General features: G+C 71.0%; 27 protein-coding genes. 17 read left to right on the top strand and 10 right to left on the bottom strand.

Annotated features, from left to right (window positions below):
• Positions 1 to 49 precede the first annotated feature (49 nt).
• Positions 50 to 1144, bottom strand: coding sequence for a ribosome small subunit-dependent GTPase A (gene rsgA / locus ACFPIJ_RS37500; RefSeq protein ID WP_380122548.1), 1095 nt, complete (start codon positions 1142 to 1144; stop codon positions 50 to 52).
• Positions 1096 to 2409: a 3-phosphoshikimate 1-carboxyvinyltransferase gene (aroA, locus tag ACFPIJ_RS37505; protein ID WP_380122550.1), complete on the bottom strand. Its 1314-nt coding sequence runs from the start codon at positions 2407 to 2409 to the stop codon at positions 1096 to 1098. Before aroA ends, rsgA begins: the two co-directional genes overlap by 49 nt.
• A 90-nt stretch (positions 2410 to 2499) precedes the next feature.
• Between aroA and ACFPIJ_RS37510 the strand changes: the two genes are divergently transcribed.
• The 5 genes from ACFPIJ_RS37510 (at position 2500) to rsrA (ending at position 5792) form a co-directional block, all read left to right on the top strand.
• Positions 2500 to 3219, top strand: coding sequence for an SOS response-associated peptidase (locus ACFPIJ_RS37510; RefSeq protein WP_380122552.1), 720 nt, complete (start codon positions 2500 to 2502; stop codon positions 3217 to 3219).
• A gap of 167 nt (positions 3220 to 3386) precedes the next feature.
• Entirely contained in the window at positions 3387 to 3827 is a 441-nt protein-coding gene (locus tag ACFPIJ_RS37515) for a WhiB family transcriptional regulator (protein WP_203847961.1), read from the top strand.
• An 80-nt stretch (positions 3828 to 3907) separates the two neighbouring features.
• Positions 3908 to 4486: an alpha/beta hydrolase family protein gene (locus ACFPIJ_RS37520; RefSeq protein WP_380122554.1), complete on the top strand. Its 579-nt coding sequence runs from the start codon at positions 3908 to 3910 to the stop codon at positions 4484 to 4486.
• A 215-nt stretch (positions 4487 to 4701) separates the two neighbouring features.
• Positions 4702 to 5502, top strand: a complete 801-nt coding sequence (locus tag ACFPIJ_RS37525) for a sigma-70 family RNA polymerase sigma factor (protein WP_373318802.1) — start codon at positions 4702 to 4704, stop codon at positions 5500 to 5502.
• A 5-nt stretch (positions 5503 to 5507) separates the two neighbouring features.
• Positions 5508 to 5792 carry a mycothiol system anti-sigma-R factor gene (gene rsrA, locus ACFPIJ_RS37530; RefSeq protein WP_380122556.1) on the top strand — a complete coding sequence of 95 codons (285 nt, stop codon included), beginning with the start codon at positions 5508 to 5510 and terminating at the stop codon, positions 5790 to 5792.
• A gap of 584 nt (positions 5793 to 6376) precedes the next feature.
• Here the strand turns inward: rsrA and ACFPIJ_RS37535 are convergent.
• Both ACFPIJ_RS37535 and ACFPIJ_RS37540 read right to left on the bottom strand, forming a co-directional pair.
• Positions 6377 to 8212: a vWA domain-containing protein gene (locus ACFPIJ_RS37535; protein WP_380122558.1), complete on the bottom strand. Its 1836-nt coding sequence runs from the start codon at positions 8210 to 8212 to the stop codon at positions 6377 to 6379.
• A gap of 3 nt (positions 8213 to 8215) precedes the next feature.
• Entirely contained in the window at positions 8216 to 9259 is a 1044-nt protein-coding gene (locus ACFPIJ_RS37540; protein WP_380122688.1) for an AAA family ATPase, read from the bottom strand.
• Positions 9260 to 9368: 109 nt separating this feature from the next.
• On the opposite strand from ACFPIJ_RS37540, the gene ACFPIJ_RS37545 reads away from it, so the two are divergent.
• Both ACFPIJ_RS37545 and ACFPIJ_RS37550 read left to right on the top strand, forming a co-directional pair.
• On the top strand, positions 9369 to 9584 hold the full coding sequence (locus ACFPIJ_RS37545; RefSeq protein ID WP_380122560.1) for a biotin/lipoyl-binding carrier protein: 216 nt from the start codon (positions 9369 to 9371) through the stop codon (positions 9582 to 9584).
• On the top strand, positions 9581 to 10099 hold the full coding sequence (locus ACFPIJ_RS37550) for a GNAT family N-acetyltransferase (protein ID WP_380122562.1): 519 nt from the start codon (positions 9581 to 9583) through the stop codon (positions 10097 to 10099). Before ACFPIJ_RS37545 ends, ACFPIJ_RS37550 begins: the two co-directional genes overlap by 4 nt.
• Positions 10100 to 10110: 11 nt before the next feature.
• On the opposite strand, the gene ACFPIJ_RS37555 is transcribed toward ACFPIJ_RS37550, so the two are convergent.
• Positions 10111 to 10743: a TetR/AcrR family transcriptional regulator gene (locus ACFPIJ_RS37555; RefSeq protein WP_380122564.1), complete on the bottom strand. Its 633-nt coding sequence runs from the start codon at positions 10741 to 10743 to the stop codon at positions 10111 to 10113.
• A gap of 99 nt (positions 10744 to 10842) precedes the next feature.
• Here ACFPIJ_RS37555 and ACFPIJ_RS37560 point away from each other — a divergent pair, with 99 nt between their 5' ends.
• Positions 10843 to 12378 carry an MDR family MFS transporter gene (locus ACFPIJ_RS37560; protein ID WP_380122566.1) on the top strand — a complete coding sequence of 512 codons (1536 nt, stop codon included), beginning with the start codon at positions 10843 to 10845 and terminating at the stop codon, positions 12376 to 12378.
• Positions 12379 to 12508: 130 nt separating this feature from the next.
• Positions 12509 to 13537: an SIS domain-containing protein gene (locus ACFPIJ_RS37565; protein WP_380122690.1), complete on the top strand. Its 1029-nt coding sequence runs from the start codon at positions 12509 to 12511 to the stop codon at positions 13535 to 13537.
• On the opposite strand, the gene ACFPIJ_RS37570 is transcribed toward ACFPIJ_RS37565, so the two are convergent.
• On the bottom strand, positions 13512 to 13952 hold the full coding sequence (locus ACFPIJ_RS37570; RefSeq protein WP_380122568.1) for a hypothetical protein: 441 nt from the start codon (positions 13950 to 13952) through the stop codon (positions 13512 to 13514). The two genes, ACFPIJ_RS37565 and ACFPIJ_RS37570, sit on opposite strands and share 26 nt — an antisense overlap.
• A 23-nt stretch (positions 13953 to 13975) precedes the next feature.
• Here ACFPIJ_RS37570 and ACFPIJ_RS37575 point away from each other — a divergent pair, with 23 nt between their 5' ends.
• The 6 genes from ACFPIJ_RS37575 (at position 13976) to ACFPIJ_RS37600 (ending at position 20177) form a co-directional block, all read left to right on the top strand.
• Positions 13976 to 15475, top strand: coding sequence for a sensor histidine kinase (locus ACFPIJ_RS37575; RefSeq protein WP_380122570.1), 1500 nt, complete (start codon positions 13976 to 13978; stop codon positions 15473 to 15475).
• A 393-nt stretch (positions 15476 to 15868) separates the two neighbouring features.
• Complete coding sequence (locus ACFPIJ_RS37580) at positions 15869 to 17602, top strand: nitrite/sulfite reductase (protein ID WP_380122572.1); 1734 nt, start codon at positions 15869 to 15871, stop codon at positions 17600 to 17602.
• Positions 17603 to 17756: 154 nt separating this feature from the next.
• On the top strand, positions 17757 to 18467 hold the full coding sequence (locus ACFPIJ_RS37585; RefSeq protein WP_380122574.1) for a phosphoadenylyl-sulfate reductase: 711 nt from the start codon (positions 17757 to 17759) through the stop codon (positions 18465 to 18467).
• Between the two features lie 95 nt (positions 18468 to 18562).
• Complete coding sequence (locus ACFPIJ_RS37590) at positions 18563 to 19285, top strand: sirohydrochlorin chelatase (RefSeq protein ID WP_380122576.1); 723 nt, start codon at positions 18563 to 18565, stop codon at positions 19283 to 19285.
• Positions 19286 to 19320: 35 nt separating this feature from the next.
• Positions 19321 to 19779: a TFIIB-type zinc ribbon-containing protein gene (locus ACFPIJ_RS37595; RefSeq protein WP_380122578.1), complete on the top strand. Its 459-nt coding sequence runs from the start codon at positions 19321 to 19323 to the stop codon at positions 19777 to 19779.
• Positions 19780 to 19847: 68 nt separating this feature from the next.
• Positions 19848 to 20177 carry a TFIIB-type zinc ribbon-containing protein gene (locus tag ACFPIJ_RS37600; protein ID WP_380122580.1) on the top strand — a complete coding sequence of 110 codons (330 nt, stop codon included), beginning with the start codon at positions 19848 to 19850 and terminating at the stop codon, positions 20175 to 20177.
• A 147-nt stretch (positions 20178 to 20324) separates the two neighbouring features.
• On the opposite strand, the gene ACFPIJ_RS37605 is transcribed toward ACFPIJ_RS37600, so the two are convergent.
• A complete protein-coding gene (locus ACFPIJ_RS37605) occupies positions 20325 to 20582 on the bottom strand; it encodes a WhiB family transcriptional regulator (RefSeq protein WP_033358446.1) in 258 nt (85 codons plus the stop codon).
• Positions 20583 to 20963: 381 nt separating this feature from the next.
• On the bottom strand, positions 20964 to 21899 hold the full coding sequence (locus tag ACFPIJ_RS37610) for a diacylglycerol/lipid kinase family protein (RefSeq protein ID WP_380122582.1): 936 nt from the start codon (positions 21897 to 21899) through the stop codon (positions 20964 to 20966).
• A gap of 75 nt (positions 21900 to 21974) precedes the next feature.
• On the opposite strand from ACFPIJ_RS37610, the gene ACFPIJ_RS37615 reads away from it, so the two are divergent.
• Together ACFPIJ_RS37615 and ACFPIJ_RS37620 are read left to right on the top strand one after the other, a co-directional pair.
• Positions 21975 to 22370 (top strand): hypothetical protein, encoded by a 396-nt coding sequence (locus ACFPIJ_RS37615; RefSeq protein WP_203847945.1) that lies wholly within the window; start codon positions 21975 to 21977, stop codon positions 22368 to 22370.
• 176 nt (positions 22371 to 22546) lie between these two features.
• Positions 22547 to 23287: a FadR/GntR family transcriptional regulator gene (locus ACFPIJ_RS37620; protein ID WP_380122584.1), complete on the top strand. Its 741-nt coding sequence runs from the start codon at positions 22547 to 22549 to the stop codon at positions 23285 to 23287.
• 254 nt (positions 23288 to 23541) lie between these two features.
• On the opposite strand, the gene ACFPIJ_RS37625 is transcribed toward ACFPIJ_RS37620, so the two are convergent.
• Together ACFPIJ_RS37625 and ACFPIJ_RS37630 are read right to left on the bottom strand one after the other, a co-directional pair.
• Positions 23542 to 23961, bottom strand: a complete 420-nt coding sequence (locus tag ACFPIJ_RS37625) for an ATP-binding protein (RefSeq protein ID WP_203847977.1) — start codon at positions 23959 to 23961, stop codon at positions 23542 to 23544.
• A gap of 126 nt (positions 23962 to 24087) precedes the next feature.
• A complete protein-coding gene (locus tag ACFPIJ_RS37630) occupies positions 24088 to 24567 on the bottom strand; it encodes a GNAT family N-acetyltransferase (protein WP_380122586.1) in 480 nt (159 codons plus the stop codon).
• Positions 24568 to 24586: the final 19 nt, after the last annotated feature.

The following is a 24586-nucleotide window of genomic DNA, read 5'->3' on the forward strand; positions in this document are numbered from 1 at the left end:
CCCTGACTCCGTGAACCTCGCGCACTCAGGAGGCACGACACCTTCCGGATCACGAGAAGTCGGCGTCGGCGTCGGCGCCGGTGTCCTGCGGGTCGGGGGCGCCCTCCTTGGAAGCCAGGAGGCGGCGGAACGAGGCGAGTCGCCGCGGGTCCGCGCCGCCCTCGGCGACCAGCTTGTCCAGGCCGCAGTCGCCGCCGGCGCCGGTGTGGTCGCAGTTGGGCGCGCACCGCGTCGACGCCTCGACCAGGTCGGGGAACCCGTGCAGCAGGCTGTCCGCCGACACGTGCGCCAGGCCGAACGACCGGATGCCGGGTGTGTCGATGATCCAGCCGGGTTCCCTGGACGGCAGGCGCAGGGCCACGGCGCTGGTGGACGTGTGCCGGCCCTTGCCGACGGCGCTGACCACGCCGACCGCGCGGTCGGTGCCCGGGACGAGGCGGTTGACGAGTGTGGACTTGCCGACGCCGGAGTGCCCGATCATCACCGAGACCCGGCCGCTCAGCGCCGCGACCAGGTCGTCGAGGGGCGCGTCGGGGCGGCACAGGACATACGGCAGGTCGAGCTCGGAGTAGTAGTCCAGCACGGCGGCGGGGCCGGCGAGGTCACCCTTGGTGAGGCACAGCAGCGGCTCGATCTCGGCGTCGTACGCGGCGACCAGGCACCGGTCGATGAATCCGGTCCGCGGCGGCGGGTCGTGCAGTGAGTTGACGATGACGAGCTGCTCGGCGTTGGCGACGACGACGCGCTCGAAGCGGCCCTCGGTCGTGCCCTCCTCGTCGTCCGCGGTGCGCATCAGGACCGACCTGCGCTCGTCGATGCGCACGATGCGGGCGAGGGTGTCGGGGCGGCCGGTGACGTCCCCGACGATCTGGACGTTGTCGCCGACGACGACCCCGCGCCGGCCGAGCTCGCGGGCCCGCATGGCGGTGACCACGGCGTCGGTGTCGGCGACGTGGCAGGTGTAGCGGCCGCGGTCGACAGCGACGACGAACCCCTCCACCGCGTCGCTGTGCTTCGGGCGGGTGCGCGTGCGAGGTCGCGAGGACCGGCTCGGGCGGACCCGGACGTCATCCTCGTCGTACTCGCGCTTGCGCGTCAGTCCTGCCCCCCAAACGCTCCAGTGCCGTCCACCATCGTTGACCATAGCCGGGGAAACTCCGGCAGTGTCTTCGCGGTGCATGTCACGTCGTCGAGGCGGATCCCGTCGACGGCGAGGCCGACGACCGCGGCGGCGTGCGCGAGGCGGTGGTCGCCGTGGGTGGCGAACGTCGTGCCGCGCAGCGGCCGGGGCCGGATCCGCAGGCCGTCGTGGTCCTTGGTGACGTCGGTGCCGAGCCGGGTCAGGCCCGTGACCAGCGCGGCGATCCGGTCGGTCTCGTGCGCGCCCAGGTGGGCCATGCCGTGCAGGTAGGACGGGGAGTCCGCGACGGCGGCGAGCGCGGCGAGCACCGGGGCCAGCTCCGCGACGTCGGTCAGGTCCGCGGTGATGCCGTGGACGGTGCCGGTGCCGCGCATGACCAGACCCTGCCGGGTGAGCGTGGGCGCGCCGCCCATCTGCCGCATCAGGTCCAGCAGGCGCCCGCCGGGCTGGACGCTGGAGCGCGGCGGCCAGCCGGCCACGGTCACCGTGCCACCGGTGATCAGGGCCACGGCCAGGAACGGCGCGGCGCCCAGCAGGTCGGGTTCGATGTCCCAGGCGCGGCCGTTGAGCCGGCCCGGCTCGACGACCCAGACGTCCGGCCGGCTGTCGTCGATGCCGGCGCCGGCGGCCCGCAGCATCTGGACGGTCATCCGCAGGTGGGGCGCGCGGGGGACGGGCGGCCCGGAGTGCCGCACGGCGACGCCCCGGTCGAACTCGGGCGCGGAGAGCAGCAGCCCCGACACGAGCTGGCTGGAGGCCGACGCGTCGATGGTCACCGCGCCCCCGGCGACGCGGCCGATGCCGTGCACCGTCAGCGGCAGGCGGGCGCCGTAGTCGACCCGGGCGCCGAGGCTGCGCAGCGCGCCGATCAGCGGCGCCATCGGCCGGCTGCGGCTGCGCTCGTCGCCGTCGAACGTGACCGCGCCGTCCGCCAGGCCGGCCACCGGCGGCAGGAAGCGCAGCACCGAGCCGGCGGCGCCGACGTCGACCCGGGCCGGCCCGCCGAGGGGGCGGGGCCGCAACAGCCACAGGTTGTCGTCGGCGGTGGACACGTGGCAGCCCATGGCACGCAGGCCGGCGGCCATGAGCTCGGTGTCGCGCGCCCGCAGCGGCGCGCGCAGGGTGCTGGCGCCGAGGGACAGGGCGCCGAGGACCAGGGCCCGGGCCGTCATCGACTTGGAGCCCGGGAGCCGCACGGTGGCCGTGACCGGCCCCGACGCGGTCGGTGCGGTCCAGGGGAGGGACGCGGGGGCGGTCAGGTTCGGCACGCGTTCAGTGTGCGGGTCGTTTCGCTGGGTAGCGACCGCTGACGATGCAGCGTTCGCGGGGTCACGGCCGGGCTCGGTACCGTAATGGGCATGTGTGGTCGGTATGCGACATCCCGCAGCAACGTTGACCTGAGCGCGCTGTTCGAGGCCGCCGACGAGACGGACGGGCTCGAGCCGGACTACAACGTCGCGCCGACGGACCAGGTGCCCGTGGTGCGCGTCTCCCAGTCCGCCGGCGGCCGGGTGCTCAGCTCGGCGCGCTGGGGCCTGGTGCCGTCCTGGGCGCCCGATCTGAAGGGCGGCGCCCGGATGATCAACGCCCGGTCCGAGACGGTCGCGGACTCCAAGGCGTTCGCCCAGTCGTTTGCGAAGCGGCGCTGTCTGGTCCCCGCCGACGGCTGGTTCGAGTGGGTCCGCGGTGAGGGCAAGGCGAAGCAGGCGTATTTCATGACACTCGGTGACGACGAGCCGTGCGTGTTCGCCGGAATCTGGACGGTGTGGGGTAAAGGCGAGGGTCGGGTGCTCACGTGCAGCATCATCACCACGCCCGCCGTCGACGATCTGGCGCTCATTCACGACCGCATGCCGCTGGTCCTGCCGTCGTCGCGGTGGGAGGAGTGGCTGGAGGCCCCCGTCGATGAGCGGCTCCTGGCTCCGACGCCGTCCGAGCACGTCGCGCGGCTGGAGCTGCGACCGGTCGGCGCGCGGGTGGGTGACGTACGCAACGACGGCCGTGATTTGCTCGACCGGGTGCCCGCGCCCGCCTTGCGGCCAGGCGACGTGGAGCCGATCGATCTGACCCTCTTTTAGACTGTACGTCCACTTCCTCCCCGGCAGAATTTGTCGATCAGCGTGAAAACTCTTGTATTTGCAGGTGTTTGTGCGATAGAACACAGCGCCGGTAGGTCAATGTCGGATGGGGGCATCCCGACGTTTTCCTGCCTAGTGTTCGTTTGACCCACGGGGGAGGTGGGTGTATGACCCGGGCGAGGATGCCACGCCCGCATGAGGTCGCTGCCGCCAAGCGTGATCCGCGTCTGTTGCGCGCGGTTCGCGAACAACAGGGCGATGATGCCTGGCGGACACGCGGCGCGTGCCAAACCGTTGATCCGGAGACGTTCTTTCCGGCCCCGAGCGAGCCCGCCGACGCTGCCGTCGCGCTGTGCCGCACCTGTGACGTCCAGGGCGCTTGTCTGGCCTGGGCGCTGGAGGTCGGCGACTGCCACGGGGTGTGGGGAGCCACCACGCCGCGTGAGCGGCGTGCGATGCTCGTCGCATGGCGCAGCGACGTGCCCAATCCGGGCCTGACCGGCCCGACCCCGGAGCATCGGATGGGCCCAGCGGTGTGCCTGCCGCTGCTGCCGATCCAGCGCGTGGGCCGCACCGACAAGAGAGATCCGGTGGGAGCGGCCAGCTGACCGGCCGGCTCTCGGGTCGGCCCAGCCGTTCGAGGGCCCGGCGGTCGCTGCGGGGGCAGGAGCTCGACACCCCGTCCGGGGTGGCGCGCTACTCCCTCGACGTGCCCGCGGGATACACGGGGACACTGCTCGTCCTGGGCCACGGCGCCGGCGGAGACGTCGACGCCGTGGACCTGGTCGCGGTGCGTGCCGCCGTGCTCGACGCCGGCGCCGGGGTGGCGATGGTGACCCAGCCCTACCGGGTCGCCGGTGCCCGCCGCCCACCGGCGCCGGCCAGGCAGCTCGACGCCGCCTGGCTCGCCGTCGTGGCCGAGTTGCGCCGCAAGGTGGCCATCGACTCGCTCGTCGTCGGCGGCCGGTCCAGCGGCGCCAGGGTCGCCTGCCGCACCGCGGTCGAGGCCGGCGCCGACCGGATCCTGGCGCTCGCCTTTCCGCTGCACCCGCCCGGCCGGCCGGAGGTCACCCGGGCGGATGAACTGCGCACCGGCGTGCCGACCCTGGTGCTCAACGGCGACCGGGACGCCTTCGGCGTGCCGGAACCCCTGCCGACGGTCCACGTCGAGGTCCTTCCCGGCGAGACCCACGCCCTGTCGAAGGCGCCACACCTGCTCGCACAGCTCGCCGTGGCGTTCGTCACCACCACCGCGGTCAGTCGTTGAACAGCGTGTGACCGGTGCAAATCGGACACACTCTCCACACCGCGGACCGATGTCGTTCCGCAACCTCCCAGGCCCTTCCTGTTCCCGGCGGCCGACCGGTCCCGATCCAAAAGGCCGGCCGCCGGGGCAGGCGGGTAGGAATGGCCGGCGGGTCGCGGGCGTTACACGGACCGTGCGACGCTGCCGAGGCGTCGCCGGTGGAGGGAAGTTTTCTCGTGGCCATCCTTGAGCGCGAGGATCGACGCATCCGCGAGCTGCTGTTCAGCCCGGCGTGGCCGGCGGCGACGGACGCGGAGCCCGATCCGTCCTGGCAGCCGATCGTCCGCGAGCGGTTGACGGGCGCCACAAACTCAGAAGTCGCACAGCAACTCGGCGTATCCTCGGCAGGACGGTCGAGGGTTGGAGTCGCACGAGTGGTCAGCAGCGAGAGCGCGGTGCAGCAGCGCAACCGGTTCGAGCACGACGCGTTGCCCTTCATCGATCAGCTGTATGCGGCGGCCCTGCGCATGACGCGCAACCCGGCCGACGCGGAGGACCTCGTCCAGGAGACGTTCCTCAAGGCGTATGCGGCGTTCCACCAGTTCGAGACGGGCACGAACCTCAAGGCCTGGCTCTACCGCATCCTGACCAACACCTACATCAACTCCTACCGTCGCCGCCAGCGCCAGCCCGTCCAGGCGCCGACCGAGGAGATCACCGACTGGCAGCTCGCCGAAGCCGAGTCGCACACGTCCAGCGGGCTGCGCTCCGCCGAGACCGAGGCGCTCGACCGGCTGCCCGACTCCGACGTCAAGGAGGCGCTGCAGTCGCTGCCGGAGGAATTCCGGCTCGCGGTCTATCTCGCCGACGTCGAGGGCTTCTCCTACAAGGAGATCGCCGACATCATGAACACGCCCATCGGCACTGTGATGTCCCGCCTGCACCGCGGCCGGCGCAACCTCCGCCGCTCGCTCGAGACTTATGCTGCCGACCGGGGATTCACCCGCACCCCGTCCGCTGAGCCGAGCGAGGTCTGAGATCGATGAGCTGTGGAGACCCGCACGAGACTGACTGCGGCGACGTCCTCGCCGAGGTATACCTGTATCTCGACCTGGAATGCGCCGACGACCGCCGGTCGCTCATCCGCGACCACCTCGACGAGTGCTCGCCGTGCCTGCGCGAGTTCGGCATCGAGCAGGAGGTCAAGGCCCTGGTCGCCCGGTGCTGCGGCTCCGAGCTGGCCCCGGCCGAGCTCAAGAGCCGCCTCCGGCTGAAGCTCTCCGAACTGGTCGTCAACGCCGAGGCCCGCGAGCTTCGCACCGAATAGTCCCACCGCAAGCGGTGGAGCCCGGGGGGTTCCCACCCCGTACCCCCCATGCTCGCTGCGCTCGCACTGCCAGCGCTGGCGCGCGGCAGCTTCGCACGCTGCGCGTGGCATCCTCGGTGGTCACCCGCCGTCGTCACGCCGGTAGCTGTCGGCGTCCGTCGCTCGTGATTGAAGTCGTCCCGTGTCGCTTGAGCGGCTTCGATCACGAGCGGACGTTGCGGCTGGCCGCCCAGGCGCGGACGTGGGTGCGCGTGATTCCACGCCGGCGACCCGGGGCGGACATCGCGGACGCTGCGTCGGGCGCTCCCAGAGCCTGTTGCGAAATGGCCGGATCGCGTTCCGTGCTGAGAGAAAAACATGGCTGTGCGGGCCGGTCGCGGCCGATCGGCGGCCGTCGAGGGTCGCGGCGATCGTCGATGAGACGGTTTTCCGCCAAAACGCAACAGGCTCCTCAGCACCACGAAACCTTTGCGTGCCCCCGTTCACACACGGCGGCCGTGATCGAAGTTGTGTCGTGGCCGCCCGGGCCGGTTGGTGGCGTTGATCAAAGCCGTGGTGGGAGGCGTCGCCGGCTGAGCAGCGCGTCAGCGGAGGCGGAAGACGGGGCCGCGGGGGGTGAACGGGAGGCGGGCGGCGTCCGGGACCAGGAACGCGTGCTCGCGGCGGACCCGGACGTGGTCGCAGTAGCCGTCGGTGATGACCAGGATCGGGGCGTCGGTGGGGAAGTCGGGGGCGCGTTCCAGCAGGCGGATGCCGGGCTGGAGGATCGTGCCGCCGCGGCCCTTGACGCGGACCCGGCCGGCGATGTCGGCGACCGGGAGGTAGCCGGCGTCGTACGCGGCCGCGTCGCAGAACACGACCCGGGCGGCCGGGACGTCGCGGGCGGTGGCGTAGGAGGCGATCGCGCCCAGGGCCTTGCCGAGCAGGGTGCGGTCCATCGAGCCGGAGGTGTCCAGCACGACGCCGAACGTGGCCCGCTCGACCTCCTCCTCCGGCCAGAGCCACCCGGGCCGGGGGATGTTCGGGGTGGAACTCTGCCGGCGGGACGGGCGCGCGTAGGACCGCCGGGGTGCGGGGCCGCGCACGTGCTCCTCGAACCAGCGGGCGAGCTGGGCGTCCCACGGCAGCGGCGGGTGGTCCAGGGCCCGGATCTCCTGGACCAGGCCGGCGGGCAGCCAGCCGCGGTCGTTCGACTCATGGAAGGCCAGGCCGGTGGCGAGGGCACGGCGGTAGTACTCGTCCAGCGAACCGCCGCGGTGCGGGTGGTTGGCGTCGCAGAGGATGTCGCCGAGGCCGCGACCGCGCAGGGTGCCGAGCCGCCGGAGCCGGCGCAGGTCGGTAGCGATGCGGTCGTACACCTCCTCGGCGCCGGCGTCCTTGAACTGGGGGTCGTACAGGACACCCTCGGGCAGGTCGCCGACGGCCATCTCGACGAGCCAGCCGTTGATGACGTAGTCGGTGGCGACGTTCCACAGGTACGGGTCGCGGTGCGCGACGCGGTCGCCGTGGCGCAGGGCGGCGTGCAGCATCTCGTGCGCGATGACGAAGCGCCGCTCGGACGGGGTGAGCGGGGCGAACGGGTTCACGTAGATCTCGGCCGCGGACGGGTCGACGGCGGCGACGCTGATCGCCAGGTCGCGGGCCACGGTGGCGTCGCTGACGATGGTGAACCCGGCGGCGAGGCCGGCCAGCAGCGGGTACGACGACACGAACCACCCGCGCGCCGACTCCCACGCCTTGTCGGGCTTGCGGCCGGCGCGCTCGATCAGCCGTGGCGTTCCGGCCTCGTCGACGGCGGCGGCCGCCGCCTGCCCGAGCCCCAGGGCGAACCGGTCGGGCCAGGTCATCGGCGTGGCCGTGGTGCCCGGCGGCTGCCAGCGGGGCCGGACGGGCGCGTCGAAGGTGAGGTCGGTGTCGGCGCCGGTGCCTCCGGCGCAGCAGCCGGCCAGACCGTCCGGGATCCCGGAGACCCGCCACCGTTCGGCGAGGCGTTCCTCCGGCGCTGTCGGCAGTTCCTGCGGCAGGTGTACGGGTGAGCGCCCGAGCCGCAGTTCCGCCTGGAAGCGGGCGACGACGACGCACCGCGCGACCGCCAGCTCGGTGTCGACCCGGGTCTCGGGGTCGTCGAGGTGGCCGAAGCCGAGGTGCAGGGCGCAGTGCGCGAACACCCAGATCCACTCGTCCGGTTCGAGCGGCGAGTGCTTGTTGGCGACCACGCCGCCGTCGGCGTGGACCCGGGCGTGGCCGAGGGCGCGGATCAGCGGCGTGTCCTCCGCCCACCGCATGTGCAGCTCGCGCGGGTCGACGCCGGTGGGGTCGTAGGCGAGGGACCGGAACATCGGGTTGCCCGCGACCGCGGCCCAGGCGTGCTGGGCGCGCTCGAACCGTGGGTCGACCTTCTTCGCAGCGGCGCGGGCCATCGCTCAGGCCCGGGCGGCGACGAGCCGCGGCAGGTCGCGGGTCACCTCGACCAGGAACCAGGCCGGCAGCGCCGGCATGCCGTTCTCGTCGGCGGCGATGACCAGCTGCGCGCATTCGAGGGAGATCTCGGCGAGCTCGACGAGCAGGCCCTTCGCCCGGACCGCGAAGCGGCGCACCGACGGCGAGGCGTGCTCGCGGCCGGCCGGCAGGTCCTTGACCAGCCTGGCCCGGAACGCCTCGGCGAAGAAGTACAGCAGGTCGCGGTCGGTCGGGTCGCGGGGCCAGGGCGCGTCGCCGCGGACGATGGCGTCGAGGCCGTAGCGGTGCCGGACGGTCTTGACGTAGGCGCAGAACGCCGAGGCGTGCGACGGCGTCAGCGTGCCGGTGGTGAGGACCCGCAGGACGTCCTCGTCGAGGCCGTCGCCGAAGGACAGCAGCGCGTCGGACAGCATGTGCCACGACCGCGGCGTGGAGAACGGTTCCTCGGTCTTCGGCGGCTTCGACCACAGGTGGTCGGGGCGGGCAGTGAGGTACTCGGTGACGAGCGGGTGCAGGCCGGCGCCCATCGCCCACAGCAGCCAGTCGTCGGCGCTGGCCCGCAGGTGGACGTGGATGAGCCGGTTGAGCAGGGCGGAGGCCATCGGGCGGGCGAGCGCGTTGTCGGAGGCCCGGTTGCCGGCGCCGATCACGATCGAGCCGGCGGGCAGTTCGTAGGCGCCGATGCGACGGTCGAGGATGAGCGAGTAGAACGCCTTCTGCACCTCGGGTGAGGCGGAGTTGAGCTCGTCGAGGAACAGGCAGTAGGGCCGGTCGCGGGCGATCGACTCCGGTGGGGCGAAGCGGCTGCGCCCGTCGCGCAGCTCGGGCACGCCGATGAGGTCCTCGGGGGCCAGCTGGGTGCCGATCAGGGTGACGCACTCCAGGCCGAGGGCCGCCGCGAACTCCTTGACCAGGGAGCTCTTGCCGATGCCGGGCTGGCCCCACACGAAGACGGGACGGACCACCGCGACGTGCAGGAGCACGCCGGGCAGGGTCGCCGGGGTCACCGTGACGGTCGATTCCACGCCGTCATGATGCGTTCGTCGCAGCGCCGAGCGCGACCGGGTTTCGCACGGATATGCTGCGGATCAGCTTCCGACGTCAAAGGAGACCGGGATGTCCGACGAGATCCGTGCCGAGATGGTGGCCAACGTCTGGAAGATCACCACCGAGGTCGGTGCCGAGGTCAACGAGGGTGACACCCTGGTGATCCTCGAGTCGATGAAGATGGAGATCCCCGTCATCGCCGAGTCCGAGGGCACGGTCAGTCAGATTGCCGTCAATGAGGGCGACGTGGTGCAGGAGGGCGATCTGATCGCCGTGATCGGGTGACGCCGACGGCGGTGACGGTCCGGCGTGCGGAGCCCGGCGACTTCGACGAGGTGGCCCGGCTGACCGTCGAGGCGTATCGCGCCGACGGCCAGCTCGAGGAGGACCACGGCTACGGCGAGCTGCTCGCCGACGTGGCGACCCGCGCGGCCCACAGCGAGGTGCTGGTCGCGGTCGACGGCGGTGGTGGCCCGCTGCTGGGCTCGGTGGCGTTCGTGCTGCCCGGCACCCGGTATGCGGAGCTGTCCAAGCTGGGCGAGGCCGAGTTCCGCATGCTCGCCGTCGATCCGGCCGCGCAGCGGCGCGGCGTCGCGCGGGCGCTGGTCCGCGCCTGCGTCGAGCGGGCGACCGTCCTCGGCTGCGGGTCCCTCGTCATCTCCACCCGGGACCGCAACGCCGCGGCGTTCGCGCTGTACGACACCTTCGGCTTCGTGCGCGAGCCCGCGCTGGACTGGGTCCCGGTGCCCGGCGTCAACCTGCTCGGCCTGCGCCTGAAGCTGCCGACCACCACGACCTGACCGGCAGCGCGCTACGGCTGCTCGGCGGCCAGGCGCATCAGGTCCTCGGCGACGACCAGGGTCGCGTCGCGGCGGTCCTGCGCGGAGAGGTCGTCGCGGTCGCGGAACAGGAAATGGCCCGCGTGGATCGTGAAGATCGCCATCGCGCGGCGCATCTGCTGGACGGTGGACTCCTCGGGGTCCATCAGGAACTTGAAGACCCGCTCCATCTGCCCCTTCATGAGCTTTCCGGCCGGCAGCGTGTTGATGAGCGTCTGGTTGCGCTCGAAGAACCGGATCACATGCTCGTGCCTCGCCACGTCGTGCAGGACGAAGTAGCGCTGCACGAACTCGATGCGGGTCTGCTCGGTGCGCGGCTGCGCCTCGGCCCACTCCATCAGCGCGTCGACGGCGGCGATGCGGTGCTCGATGAGGCTGTTGACGATGTCGTCCTTGGTCGGGAAGTGGTAATACAGCGCGGCCTTGGTGACGCCGAGCTTCTCCGCGATCTCCCGCAGCGAGGTCTTGTCGTAGCCCTCCTCGATGAACAGCTCCAGGGCGACCCGCTGGATGTGCGCGCGCACGTCGTCGGCATCGGACTCGGAGGTCCGGATCCGGTTGCGGCCGCGCACCACTCGGGGCGCTGCTGCCTGGTTCTGCTCCATCGCGACCATCCTACTGAACCAACTTGACGAGCGGCTAGTAACCAACTTACCGTACGGCTAGTAAGTTAACTAGCCGGCCGACAAGTAAGGTGGGGCACGATGCCTGACAAGAACATCCGCGTCGTCCTGCCGGGGCTCCTGATGGCGATGCTCCTGGCGATGCTCGACAACGTCATCGTCGGCACCGCGATGCCCCGCATCGTCGGTGACCTCGGCGGTGTCGACCACCTCTCCTGGGTCGTCACCGCGTACGTCCTCGGCACCACCATCTCCACCCCGATCTGGGGCAAGCTCGGCGATCTGTACGGGCGCAAGACGGTCTTCATGACCTCGATCGTGCTGTTCCTGCTCGGTTCGGTGCTGTGCGGCTTCGCGCAGGACATGCCGCAGCTGATCGGCTTCCGGGCCTTCCAGGGCCTCGGCGCCGGTGGCCTGATGGTCGGCGCGATGGCCGTCATGGGCGACCTCGTCCCGCCCCGCGAACGCGGCAAGTACCAGGGCCAGTTCGCCGCCGTCATGGCGGTCGCGATGGTCGGCGGCCCGCTCGTCGGCGGGTTCATCACCGACCACGCCGACTGGCGCTGGGCGTTCTTCGTCAACCTGCCGCTCGGCGGCGCGGCCCTCACGCTGCTCGCGCTGAAGCTGGACCTGCCGAAGAAGCGCACCGAGCACCGCATCGACTGGGTCGGCGCCGCGCTGCTCTCGGTCGGCGTGACCGCGCTGGTGCTGATCACCACGTGGGGCGGCAACCAGTACGCCTGGGGCTCCGCGCAGATCCTCGGCCTGGCCGCGCTCGCAGTGGTCACGCTGACCGCGTTCATCGTCGTCGAGCGGCGCCACCCGGAGCCGATCGTGCCGCTGGGCATCTTCCGCAACCGCAACTTCAGCCTGGTCGCGGGCGTCGGCTTCCTGGTCGGCTTCGCGATGTTCGGCGCGATCACCTTCCTGCCGCTGTACCAGCAGATCGTGCAGGGCGCGTCGGCGACCAACTCAGGCCTGCTCCTGCTGCCGATGATGGGCGGCCTGCTGGTGACGTCGATGCTCGCAGGCCGGATGATCACCAAGACCGGCAAGTACCGGATCTACCCGGTGATCGGCGGGTTCGTCATGATTCTCGCGATGGTGCTGCTGTCCCGGCTGGACTCGGACACCTCGAAGCTGACGTCCGGCATCTACATGGCCGTCCTCGGTCTGGGCATGGGCTTCCTGATGCAGACCTCGATGCTCATCGCGCAGAACAGCGTCGAGCTCAAGGACCTCGGCGTGGCGAGCAGCACCTCGACGTTCGCCCGCTCGATCGGCGGTGCGTTCGGTGTCGCGGCGTTCGGCGCGATCTTCAACCACCGGCTCCACGACCTGCTCACGGAGAAGGTCGGCCCGCAGGCGGCGGCGCAGCTGTCCGGCGGTGGTGGTGGCGGCGGCACCACGATCGGCCCGGCGACGCTCGGCCAGCTGCCCGCGCCGGTGCGCTCGGCGGTCATCGACGCGATCGCCGGCGCGACGTCCAGCGTGTTCCTGTGGGCGATCGCGGCGACGGTGTTCGTGCCGCTGCTCGCGGTGTTCATCCGGGACGTGGCGCTGCGGGGGAACGACGAAACGCGCGAGGAACGCACGCTCGTTGCGCAAGAAGGGTAGTTTCGCGCACCCAATGCGCGAATATCCCTAGAAAGTTGGCACCTGGTGCGCGAAGCTGCGAAACTTTGAGCAGTAACGCGCACCAGACGACCTTAGGGAGAGAGCCGTGACGGAGCAGCCCGGTGCCGGAATGCGGGCGGACATCGCCGAGCAGCCGGCGGTGTTCGCGAGACTCGTCGACGAGCAGGCCGAGAAGATCGCCGCCGTCGCCGCACAGATCGTGTCGTGGCAGCCGCGCAACGTGATCTTCACGGCGCGTGGCACGTCCGACCACGCCGCGCTGTACGCGGCGTACCTCACCGAGATCCGACTCGGCATCCCCGTCGGCCTCGCGTCGCCGTCGGCGATGACGCTCTACGGCGCCCGCCCCGACCTGCGGGACACGCTCGTCGTCGGGGTCAGCCAGAGCGGCGGCTCACCCGACCTGCGCGAGGTCCTGCGGGTCGCCGGCGAGCAGGGCGCGCACACCCTCGCCGTCACCAACAACGCCGAATCGCCGCTGGCGCAGGCCGCCGAGCTGCACGTCGACGTCGTCGCCGGGCACGAGATCGCCGTCGCGGCCACCAAGACCTACACCGCGGAGCTGCTCGCGCTGCTCATGCTGGTCGAGAGCGTCAAGGGCGGCGGCACGCTGCCCGCCGAGGAGCTCGCCGAGCTGCGCAAGCTGCCCGGTCACGCCGAGCGGGTCCTCGCCGACGACAGCGCGGCCGACCTCGCCGCCCGCTACCGCTTCGCCGACCGGATCGTCACCACCGGCCGGGGCTACGCGTACCCCACCGCCCGCGAGACCGCGCTCAAACTCATGGAGACCTCCTACGTGGCGGGCCTCGCGTTCTCCGGCGCGGACCTGCTGCACGGCCCACTCGCCATGGCCGACCCGGATGTTCCCGTCCTGGCCGTCGTCGGCGGCGGGCCCGCCGGCACCTCGATGCGCGACGTCGTCGGCCGGCTCGGTGAGCGCCGCGCCGACGTGGTCGTCTTCGGGCCGTCCGCGGTCGACGGCGCCGCCGGCTGGGTCGAGACCCCGGCGGTCGACGAGCGCTACGCGCCGCTGCTGGACATCCTGCCGCTGCAGCGGCTCGCGCTGTCCCTGGCCCTGCACCGGGGCGAGAACCCCGACGCGCCGCGCGGCCTCAAGAAGGTGACGGCGACGCTGTAGGGGACACGTCGACGACCGCGGGCCGGCCCTCGCGCATGGCCCGCGTCTCGAACGACACCGGCGGCCGGTCGGCGACCAGGATCTGATACGCCGGCCGGCTCCCGGACAGGTTGAGCAGCTCGAACGCGAAGTTGCAGCGGTAGCTGTCCGGCCCTGCCGCCAGTACACCGGCGGAAAGGGACGTCACGGCCACGACCTTGCCGTCCTGATCGGCCACCTTCACCGTGGCCCCGGAAACGATGTCCTGCACCGGCGCCAGGCACGGCGTGCCCGGGACACCCGCCGCGGCGCCGGCCACGCTCACATAGCCGTGCAGCAGGAAGCCGTCGGGCTTGCTGGTCTCGTCGGCCCGGCCCACCCACCCGCAGCCACCGAGGGACAGGACGAGGGGAAGGGCAAGCAACAGGCGGCGCACCGGCTCACCTTAGTCTGGTACCTGTGTCGACCCTGCGTGACCTCGTCGAAGAGCACACCTCCCTCGCCCCTGAGGACATCGAGCACCTGCACCGCCTCGCCGGCGACTGGCAGATCGTGTCCGACCTGTCCTTCGCCGACCTGCTCATGTGGGTGCCGATCGCGGACCGCGGCGAGTTCCTGTGCGTCGCGCAGGTGCGGCCGACCACCGCGCCCACGGCCTACCAGGACGACCAGGTCGGGCGGATCTCCGGCGGGCCCGAGGTCGCGCACCTGACCATCGTCCGGTCGCAGGGGCGGATCTGGCGGGAGGGGGATCCCGTCTGGTACGGCGACATGCCCGCCCGCCACGAGGCGATCCCGGTCCGCCGCCGGGGTGAGACCCAGGTCATCGCCGTCGTCGGCCGCGACACGAACCTCAGCACCGCCCGGACCCCGGCGCAGCTGGAGCTCAACTACCTGACCACCGCCGACGACCTGGCGCAGATGATCGCCGACGGCACGTTCCCGCCGCCGCGGCACCCCGGGGAGACCACCAGCGCCCCCCGCATCGGCGACGGCCTGGTCCGGCTCGACGCGTCCGGCAAGGTCACCTACGCCAGCCCGAACGCCCAGTCCGCGTACCGCCGGCTGGGACTCGCCGCCCACCTGGTGGGGGAGAGCCTCGCCGAGATCACCGGCCGGCTCGTCGACGACCCCCTCGAGGGCAAGGACGCCACCGACCGGGTCCACGCCGCGCTGCGCGGCGACGCGCCGGCCCGCAAGGAGCTGGAGGCCCGCGGCGCCACCGTGCTCATGCGGGCGCTGCCACTCATGCCGGCGGGGGTGCCGATCGGCGCCCTGGTCCTGGTCCGCGACATCACCGAGGTCCGCCGCCGGGACCGGCAGCTCATGACGAAGGACGCGACGATCCGCGAGATCCACCACCGGGTCAAGAACAACCTGCAGACCGTCGCCGCGCTGCTGCGGCTGCAGGCCCGGCGGGTCGGCGTCCCGGCCGCCCGGCACGCCCTGGAGGAGTCGGTCCGCCGGGTCGCCTCGATCGCGCTGGTCCACGAGACGCTGTCGATGTCGGCGTCGGACACCGCGGACGAGGCGGTCGAGTTCGACGGCATCGTCGACCGGGTCGCCGCCGCGGCCGTCGAGGTCGGCGCCTCCGACTTCACCGTGGCGCTGCGCCGCGACGGCGACTTCGGGGTGCTGCCCGCGGAGATCGCCACCCCACTGGTCATGGTCCTCAACGAGCTGCTGCAGAACGCCGTCGAGCACGCGTTCGAGCCGCCCCGCGCGGGCGCCCCGGAGGTCGTCGTCTCCGTCCACCGATTCCGCAAGCAGCTGCACGTCACCGTCGCCGACAACGGCCGGGGCCTGCCGGAGGGGTTCGACCTGGACAGCAGCGAGCGCCTCGGGCTGCAGATCGTGCGGACCCTCGCCACGGGGGAGCTGCGCGGCACGATCGAGCTGCGCACCCGGGCCGAGGGCGGCACGGAGGCCGTGATGGTCGTCCCACTGGCAAAACGCTGAAACCTACCGAACTGTGGGACCCTCGCCGGCGCGTGGCTTCGTAGCAGGTGATTCCCGCCCGCATTTCCTATCGGCTGAGTCTTATTTTTGTTACGTCTGGGTGACGTAGGTCTGAGACAACCCTCACGCCGACGTGGCGTAAGGACCGGTCGACGTGGAAGACTGCACCCTATGCACGCTGCTTCTCTGCGGCTCGTCAGCCGCCGACACGTCGACTACGGTCGCGTGCGCAGCGCCATGTGTCCGGCTTGCTGAAACGCCGCCCGCAGAATTTTCTTTTCCCGGGCGCGCGACTCGCGCCGGATTCTCCATGACATTGACGTCATCCATCGCGCATCTTCCGCGATAGGCCGGCGCAGGCTCGCGTGCTCTCAACCCTGAGAGGACGCCGATATGACGGTGAACACCGTCCCGGCAGGCAACGCCGCACCAGCTCCCCGTCCCGCGTCCCGCGGTGGACGGGCCGGTGCCGGCGGGCGCCCTCGCGGCGAGGGGCAATGGGCGCTCGGCCACCGCGAGCCGCTCAACCCCAACGAGCGCAGCAAGAAGGACGACAACCCGCTCAACGTCCGGGCCCGCATCGAGACGATCTACGCGCACCGCGGTTTCGACTCGATCGACCCCGCCGACCTGCGCGGCCGGTTCCGCTGGTTCGGCCTGTACACGCAGCGCAAGCCCGGCATCGACGGCGGCCGCACCGCGATCCTCGAACCCGAGGAGCTCGACGACAAGTACTTCATGCTGCGCATCCGCAGCGACGGCGGCCAGCTGAACCTGGCACAGCTGCGCACCATCGCGTCGATCTCCACCCGGTTCGGCCGGGACACCGCGGACATCACCGACCGGCAGAACATCCAGCTGCACTGGATCCGGGTCGAGGACGTCCCGCAGATCTGGCAGGAGCTCGAGGCCGTCGGCCTGTCCACCACCGAGGCCTGCGGCGACACCCCGCGGGTCGTGCTGGGCAGCCCGATCGCCGGCGTCGCGGAGAGCGAGGTGCTCGACCCGACCGAGGCGATCACCGAGATCACCGCCCGCTTCATCGGTGACCCGTCGCTGTCCAACCTGCCGCGCAAGTTCAAGTCGTCGATCTCGTGGCTGCCGGACACGCCGTACGAGGCGAACGACATTTCCTTCGTCGGCGTCATCCACCCCGATCACGGCCCCGGCTTCGACCTCTGGGTCGGCGGCGGCCTGTCGACCAACCCGATGCTCGCCCAGCGCCTCGGCGTGTGGGTGCCGCTGCACGAGGTCGTCGACGTGTGGCACGGCGTCATCCAGATCTTCCGCGACTACGGGTACCGCCGGCTGCGCACCCGCGCCCGGCTGAAGTTCCTCGTCGCCGACTGGGGTGTGGCGAAGTTCCGCGAGGTCCTGGAGACCGAGTACCTCAAGCGCGCCCTCATCGACGGCCCGTCGCCGGACCTGCCGGAGAAGCCGATCGACCACATCGGCGTGCACAAGCAGTGGGACGGCAAGTACTTCGTCGGCGCGGCGCCCCTCGCGGGCCGCAGCTCCGGCACCCAGCTGACGGCGGTGGCCGACCTGGCCGAACGGCACGGCAGCGACCGGGTGCGGCTCACCCCGTACCAGAAGCTCATCGTGCTCGACATCGCCGAGGCCGACACCGAGGCCGTCGTCCGGGGCCTGCGCGACGTCGGCCTTGAGGCCCGCCCGTCCAGCTGGCGGCGCAGCACGATGGCCTGCACCGGCATCGAGTTCTGCAAGCTGGCGATCGTGGAGACCAAGGCCCGCGCCGCCGAGCTCGTCGAGCACCTGGAGAAGAAGGTCGCCGAGCTCGACGCCGACATCTCCATCCACCTCAACGGCTGCCCCAACGCCTGCGCCCGCACCCAGGTCGCCGACATCGGCCTCAAGGGCATGCTCGTGCGCGACGACGTCAGCGGCGACATGGTCGAGGGCTTCCAGATCCACCTCGGCGGCGGCCTCGGCATGGCGGCCGGGCAGAACGCCGGCTTCGGCCGGAAGCTGCGCGGCCTGAAGACCACCGCCGCCGACCTGCCCGCCTACGTCGAGCGGGTCACCAACCACTACCTGGCCGGCCGCGAGTCCGGCGAGTCCTTCGCGCACTGGGTGCTGCGGGCCCCGGAGGACGAACTGCGATGAGCGAACGAATGGCTCCCTTGTACTGCCCGTACTGCGGGGACGAGGACCTCCGGCCGCACGAAGAGACCCACGGCGCATGGGAGTGCCGCAGTTGCGCACGGGTCTTCGCACTGAAATTCCTGGGACTTGCGGCACGAATGTTGGAGGCGAAGCGATGAGCACAGCCGTTGCACGTACGAGGGAAGAGTCCATAGCGCTGGCCAAGGAGGCGTCCGCCCGCCTCGAAGGCAAGACCGCTGACAAGATCGTGGAGTGGGCCGCCGGCGAGTTCGGCGACCGGTTCTGTGTGACCAGCTCGTTCGCCGACGCCGTCCTCGCCCACGTCGTGTCGAAGGTGGTGCCCGGCGTGCCGGTCATCTTCCTCGACACCGGCCTGCACTTCGCCGAGACGCTCCGGGTCCGCGAGGTCGTCCAGCGGACCCTGCCGGTGACGGTCCGCTCGATCCGCCCGCGCCAGACCGTGGCCGAGCAGGACGCCGAGTTCGGCCCGCGCCTGTACGCCCGCGACCCCGACGAGTGCTGCTTCCTGCGCAAGATCGAGCCGCTGGAGCGGGCCCTCTCGGACTACGACGCGTGGGCCGCCGGCCTGCGCCGCGACGAGTCGCCGAGCCGCGCCAACACGCCGATCGTCGGCTTCGAGCAGGCCCGCGACAAGTTCAAGGTGTCGCCCCTCGCCCAGTGGTCGCAGGCCGACGTCGACGCGTACATCTCCCGCTACAACGTGCCGGTCAACGCGCTCATGCGGCAGGGGTACGCCTCGGTCGGCTGCTGGCCGTGCACCCGGCGGACCCCTCCCGGCGGCGACCCGCGCGGCGGGCGCTGGCCGATGTTCGACAAGACCGAATGCGGGTTGCACGCGGGGTGAAGTTTCGTAGTGCGCAGCATGGGGGTTTTGGGGTGGCGCAGCCCCCCACGGAACCGCCGGCGAAGCCGGGGGAGCTGGGAACAGCGGTTTTACTTGTGGCGCACGGGTCGTCAGACCCGCGGGCGGCGGCCTCGACGAGAGCCCTCGCCCGCGCGGTCGCGGCCCAGCGTCCCGGGCTGGACGTGCGGACGTCCTACCTGGACCATGCGGGGCCGCGGCCGGACCGGGTGCTGCTCGACATGCAGCGGCTCGGGCATCGCTCGGCGGTGGTGGTACCCCTGCTGCTGACGTCCGCCTTCCACGGCCGCGTCGACCTGCCGGGCGTCATCGACACGGCATACGACAACGGCCTGCAATTGCGGGTGCATCTCACCGACGTCCTCGGACCGGTCGGCGGAGTCGTGCCACCGTTGCTCCTCGCGGCGTTGCGCCGCCAGCTGCCGTCGGTCGACGCGGACGGGATCGTCATGATCGCCGCCGGTACGCGGGACGATCTGGCCAGGCACACCGTGGACCTGACGGCCGCCGAGTTCGGACGATCGCTTGGGCTGCCGTGCCGGGCGGCCTTCGCTTCCGGGTCGCCGGTGACCGGCGCCGTCGCGGTGTCGGCGCTGCGGGACCAAGGCTGCTCCAGGGTTGCGATCTCCTCGTACTTCCTGGCCACCGGCAAGCTGCACGAGAGCGCGATCACCTCCGCGGTGTCCGCCGGCGCGCTGGAACCTGTCGCACCGCCCCTCGGTCGCGCGCTTGACCTGGCCAGGCTCGTTGTTGCCAGGGTCGGCCGGGTATCGCCCGCCACGGTGGATCTCGCCGCCTGAGGGTGGCCTTGGAACCGTACGGCTACCTTGGACGTATGCAGATGACATGCCCGAAGTGCCGCGGCGAGATGCGGCAGTACGAGCGCAGCGGTGTCACCATCGACCAGTGTCTCGAGTGCCGGGGCATCTTCCTCGACCGGGGTGAGCTGGAGAAGCTCACCGACGCGGAAAACGCCTGGCGCGGGCGTCAGCAGCAGCCGGGCGCTCCCGGTGTCCCGCCCGGCACCCCGGGGTTCCCGCCGCCCGGCGCCCCGCAGGCCTATCCGCAGCAGCCGGCCTACGGCCAGCAGCCGTATGGGCAGCCCGTTCACGGGCAGCCCGCGTACGGCCAGCCGGTGCATGGTCAGCCGGGGTACGGGCAGCCGGCGTACGGGGCGCCCGGGCACGGCCAGCCGCATTACCCGCAGCAACACGGCCACTACGGTCATTACGGCCACCACAAGAAGCGCAAGAAGCACCACCGGGACAGCTTCTTCGAGGAACTGTTCGACTGACCGCACCGGCCGGGGCGCCTGCGGAAACGGCTGACTCGCGCTTGGTGGCGGAGGGCTACCTTGGGGGTATGCAGATGACATGCCCGAAGTGCCGCGGCACGATGCAGTCGTACGAACGCAGCGGCGTCACCATTGAACAGTGCCTGGAGTGCCGGGGGACGTTCCTGGACCGCGGTGAGCTGGAGCGGCTGATCGACGTCGAGTCCGCCGCCATGCGGGGTCAGTATCCGCCCGGCTACCCGCCGCCCGGATATGGCCAGCAGCCCTACGGCGGCGGCGGTTATGGACAGCCCGGCTACGGGCAGCCCGGCTATCCGCCACCCGGCTACGGACCCGGCTACTACGACGGGCCGAACTTCCCGCCGCCCGGCCCCAACGACCCCCACTATCGTGGGTAACCCCGATTGTTGTGGTCCGCACGTGAAACGCCCCGGCGCATCGGCCGGGGCGTTTTCGTCTTCGGTGCTGCTCTGATCTTCGGCGCCTTTTCGTCTTCGCTGCGCTTCGGGCCTGAGCTGCGGTGTTTTGGTGCGCTTATGGGAAGGCTATGCGGAGTGAGCGCGGACCCGGAGGCCACCGCGACGCTTCATCAAGCGACGCTCGTCTTCGCTCATTCCGCCCCAGACACCTGCGTCCTGACCGGAGTCGAGTGCCCATTGCAGGCAGTCACTGGTCACGGAGCAGCGCTGGCAGACTGCCTTCGCCTGCTCGACCTGCAGCAACGCCGGGCCCGATGTTCCAATGGGGAAGAACAGCTCCGGGTCCTCGTCGCGGCAGAGGGCATGGTGGCGCCAGTCCGACATGGCGGCAACACTCCTTGTTGTTTTCGCGGATCGTTGTTAGTGATTCCCTATATGCATCTCGCGTAACGTCTCGGCTAGGCGGAGCCTGAAGATCCGTAACGCGCCTGCGGGCAACGCTCAGTGTTCGTTTCGCTTGTGAATGCTTTCACGAACTACCGCGATGTCAAGGGGTCCAAACCAAGAAAATCCAAGTCGGTGAGCAAGCTCACGCACCGTTTGTCCGATTTTAATACGTTTAGGGACCCTGAATCGCAACAGTCAGTTACCAATGTAGTACGGCTCGGTCAACGACCGGAGGGGTTTCGGAGATGCGGTCGCGGTGTCTCTCTCGCGACTCTCTGCAACTTTCTCCCCCTTCGGTGGACGATCGCCGGGGGTGACTCAACACACTACGCGTAACGCCCCCGGCACGGACGCGAAATCCAACTTGTCGCACTCTCCGAGGTACTCCCCGTCAACCTGGAAAGCGATCGGTTTGGCAGCGGTGAGCGTGAACCCGGCAAGATCGTGCATCCGCAGCACCTGCTTACCCTTCGGATCACTGCCCCGCGCCAGCTGGGCCATCGTCCGGGCCGTGCTCCCGACCTGCATCTGCAGCAGGCCGAGCACGTCGAGCCCCGTGTCGAAGGAGGCCCGCGGATTCGGATCCACCGGCCGCTCGCCGATGTATGTCCACGGTGCGGTGTTCTGCACCAACATCCACGTTAGCCCGGACCTGGCCGGTTCGCCCGGTAGCTCGAGCGTGAGGAGCGGCACCCGGCGGTTCGTCGTCACGTACTGCTGCGCGATCGCCCTGAAATAGAGCCACGGCGTGGACGTCGAACCCTTGTGTCTGGCCTGGTCAACCCGGCGCACGACCTCCGCGTCCAACCCCATACCGGCGCAGAACGTAAAATAGCGGTCGTCGGCGCGGCCGAGGCCGATGATCCGCTCCCGCCGGTCCCGCAGCGCCTCCAGGATCGCGCCGGTGCCCTCGGCCCAGTCGCTCGGCAACCCCAACGCCCGCGCGAACACGTTCGTGGAGCCACCTGGCACCACCGCCAGGGCCGGCCGTTCCTGCGCCCGCCCCTCCGCCGCGCCGGCGTCGAACGTCATCAACCCGTTGACCGCCTCGTTGACGGTGCCGTCCCCGCCGAGCGTCACGACCAGGTCGAACCCGTCCCGGGCGGCGTCCCGCGCCAGCTCCACCCCATGGCCTTTGCGCTGCGTATACGCCACCTCCAGGTCGACCTGGCTGCGCAGCGCCCGCACCAGGATGTCCCGACCGCGTTCGGTGGTGGTCGTCGCGTTCGGGTTGACGACCAGGAGGGCTCGCATGGGCGGCACTGTACCCGCTCTCCAGCGCGATAAGGTTGGTGCGCGCGATACGGCGCTTCTGGAAGGGAATGCCAGGTGAGCGGCACGACAGCGCCCGAACAGGTGCCGGCAACCCTGCGGTGGGCGGTGCGGCTGCTGTTCCTGGAGGGTGTGGGGCTGGCCTTGCTCACGCTGCTCTTCGTCTATTTCGACGTCACCGCCGAGTGGACCGCCGCCGAGGTCGCGCTCTCCTCGACCGGCTACCTGGCACTCATGACCGCGCTGTTCCTCGGCGTCGCCGTCGCGCTGCACCGCCGCCGCCGGTGGGCCCGCGGCCCCGGCATCGTCGCCCAGATGCTGCAGATGCCGATCGGCTGGACGATGCTCACCCACGGCCAGCCCTTGATCGGGGCGCCCCTGTTCGCCCTCGGCCTCATCGGCGCGGTGCTGCTGTTCGCCCCGTCCACCCGCATAGCGCTCGGCATCCGCTGACCTCCGGCCGGGCCGGCGTCCGCTGATCTCGGGCCGGCCTGGCGTCCGCTGATCTCGGGCCGGCTGGCGTCCGCTGATCTCCGGCTGGGTCGGCTTCCGCCGATCTCAGGCCAAATGTAGGAGACGGCGGCATTGCAGGTCCCGCAGGTGGCCGGTGTCGCTTACGCTCGTTTGTCGTGACGGTCGCACCCGCTTACCAGGTCCTCGCCGACCGGCTCCGCGTCGAGATCATGTCCGGCCACCTCCTGCCTGGCGCCCGGCTGCCGACCGAGCCGCAGTTGTGCGAACAGTCGGGCCTGAGCCGCTCCACCGTCCGCGAGGCGCTCCGCCTCCTCAGCAGCCAGCACCTGATCGTCACCACCCGCGGCGTCAACGGCGGCAGCTTCGTCGCCGAGCCCGACGCCCGCACTCTCGGCGAATCCCTCACCGACGGCGTCGGCCTCCTGCTCGCCAACGGCGTGGTCAAGGGCGACGACTTCCTCGAGGTCCGCCGCATGCTCGAGGTCCCCGCCGCCGGCCTGGCCGCCGCCCGCCGCGAGGCGCACCACCTGCGCGAACTCGAGGCGGCCATGTTCGACCCCGACACGACGAGCCTCGACGAACGCATCGCCACGCACGCCGCGTTTCACCTCGCGGTCGCGGCCGCCTCCGGCAACACCCTGCTCTGCCTGGTCGTCCGCCCGCTCTACACCGTCACCGACCGCAAGGCCGCCGCCCACAACGCGCCGCTGCCGATGTGGCGGATCATCGACCGGGACCACCGCAACCTGCTCGTGGCGATCCGCGACCAGGACATCGATCTCGCCATGGAGATCGCCCGCGGGCACATCGACAACGTCCGGCCGTCGGAGGTCCCGCCGCAGCACGCCCGTGAGCCGGTGCCCGGTGTGGCGGCCCTCAAGGAACGCCCGGTGTAGACCTGTTTCGGCACCCCCCCGTGAGCTGGTGTGCCGGTTCCCCCTGGTGTAGCGGGGTGCCTGGTGTAGCGGGGTGCCTGGTGTAGCGGGGTGCCTGGTGTAGCGGCGGCTCAAGGACGCCCGTCGGTCCAGGGCATGCTGCCCGTCAGGCGGTTCGCCAGGTCGTGGTGCTGCTTGGTGCCGGGCCGCCGCTTCTCCTGCAACCTACCCCAGGCCACCTAATTGATCTCCAAAGCGGTAACCGTCCGACTACGCTACTTCGGGCGGCGTTTCGTCAGGCGGATGCTGGCCTGCAGGCCGTCGACCGATGCCGACACCTCGTCGGCCAGGGCGCTGAGCACCTGCCAGGCGAAAGACTCGCCGCCGGGCAGTCGCTCCGTCGGCGAGCCCAGCGGCACCGTCGTCTCGACCGTCAGCGCGTCGGCGGTGACGGTGAACCGGCAGGCGAGCTCGACCGTGTCGCCGAGCTGCGGCGTCTCGCTCGCGACCGCGAGCAGCATCGCGCAGGCCTCGTCGACGGCGATGCGCAGGTCTTCGATCTCGTCGAGGGTGAACTGCAGGCGTGCGGCCAGACCCGCCGTCGCGGTGCGCAGCACCCCCAGATAGGCGGGGGACGCGGGCACGGCCAGCAGGACGACGTCGTCGCCGTCGGAGCCTGACCTCTTCGGAACCACCTGAGTCACGCGATGAACCCCCTTGCCCGCGACTCTACGACGTTTCCGCACGCACCGGTGCGGCGGACACGACGGCGGGCGACCAGGCGACTCCGACAGGGGGTGCGGCAAGCGCGATGGACGCCGTCATGCCGTCGCCGCGAGGGTGGACAGCGCGTCGCCGGACAGCCGGTACGGCAGCCAGTCGGACTTGTGGCGCGCGCCCAACGCCTCGTAGAACGCCCGCGCCGGGTTCCAGTCCAGCACCGACCACTCCAGGCGGGGGTAGCCGGACTCCACGCAGATCCGCGCGAGCGCCGCGACCAGCGCCTTTCCGGCGCCGGTGCCGCGGGCGATCGGACGCACGTACAGATCCTCCAGGTACACGCCGTGCACGCCCTCCCAGGTGGAGAACGTCCGGAACCACAGCGCCATCCCGACCGTCTGCCCGTCGATCCGGGCGACATGGCAGAACACCGACGGGGACGGGTTGAACAGCGCGACCCGCAGCTGCTCCGGCGTCAGGTGGCACTCCTCGACGGCCTTCTCGAACTCGGCGAGCTCGAACACCATCTCGACGATCGCCGGCACGTCCTCGTCCACCGCCGGGCGGATCTCTACGCTCATCTATGTCCTTCCGATAAAG

It is taken from the genome of Dactylosporangium cerinum (assembly GCF_042653625.1).
Classification (GTDB): domain Bacteria; phylum Actinomycetota; class Actinomycetes; order Mycobacteriales; family Micromonosporaceae; genus Dactylosporangium; species Dactylosporangium cerinum.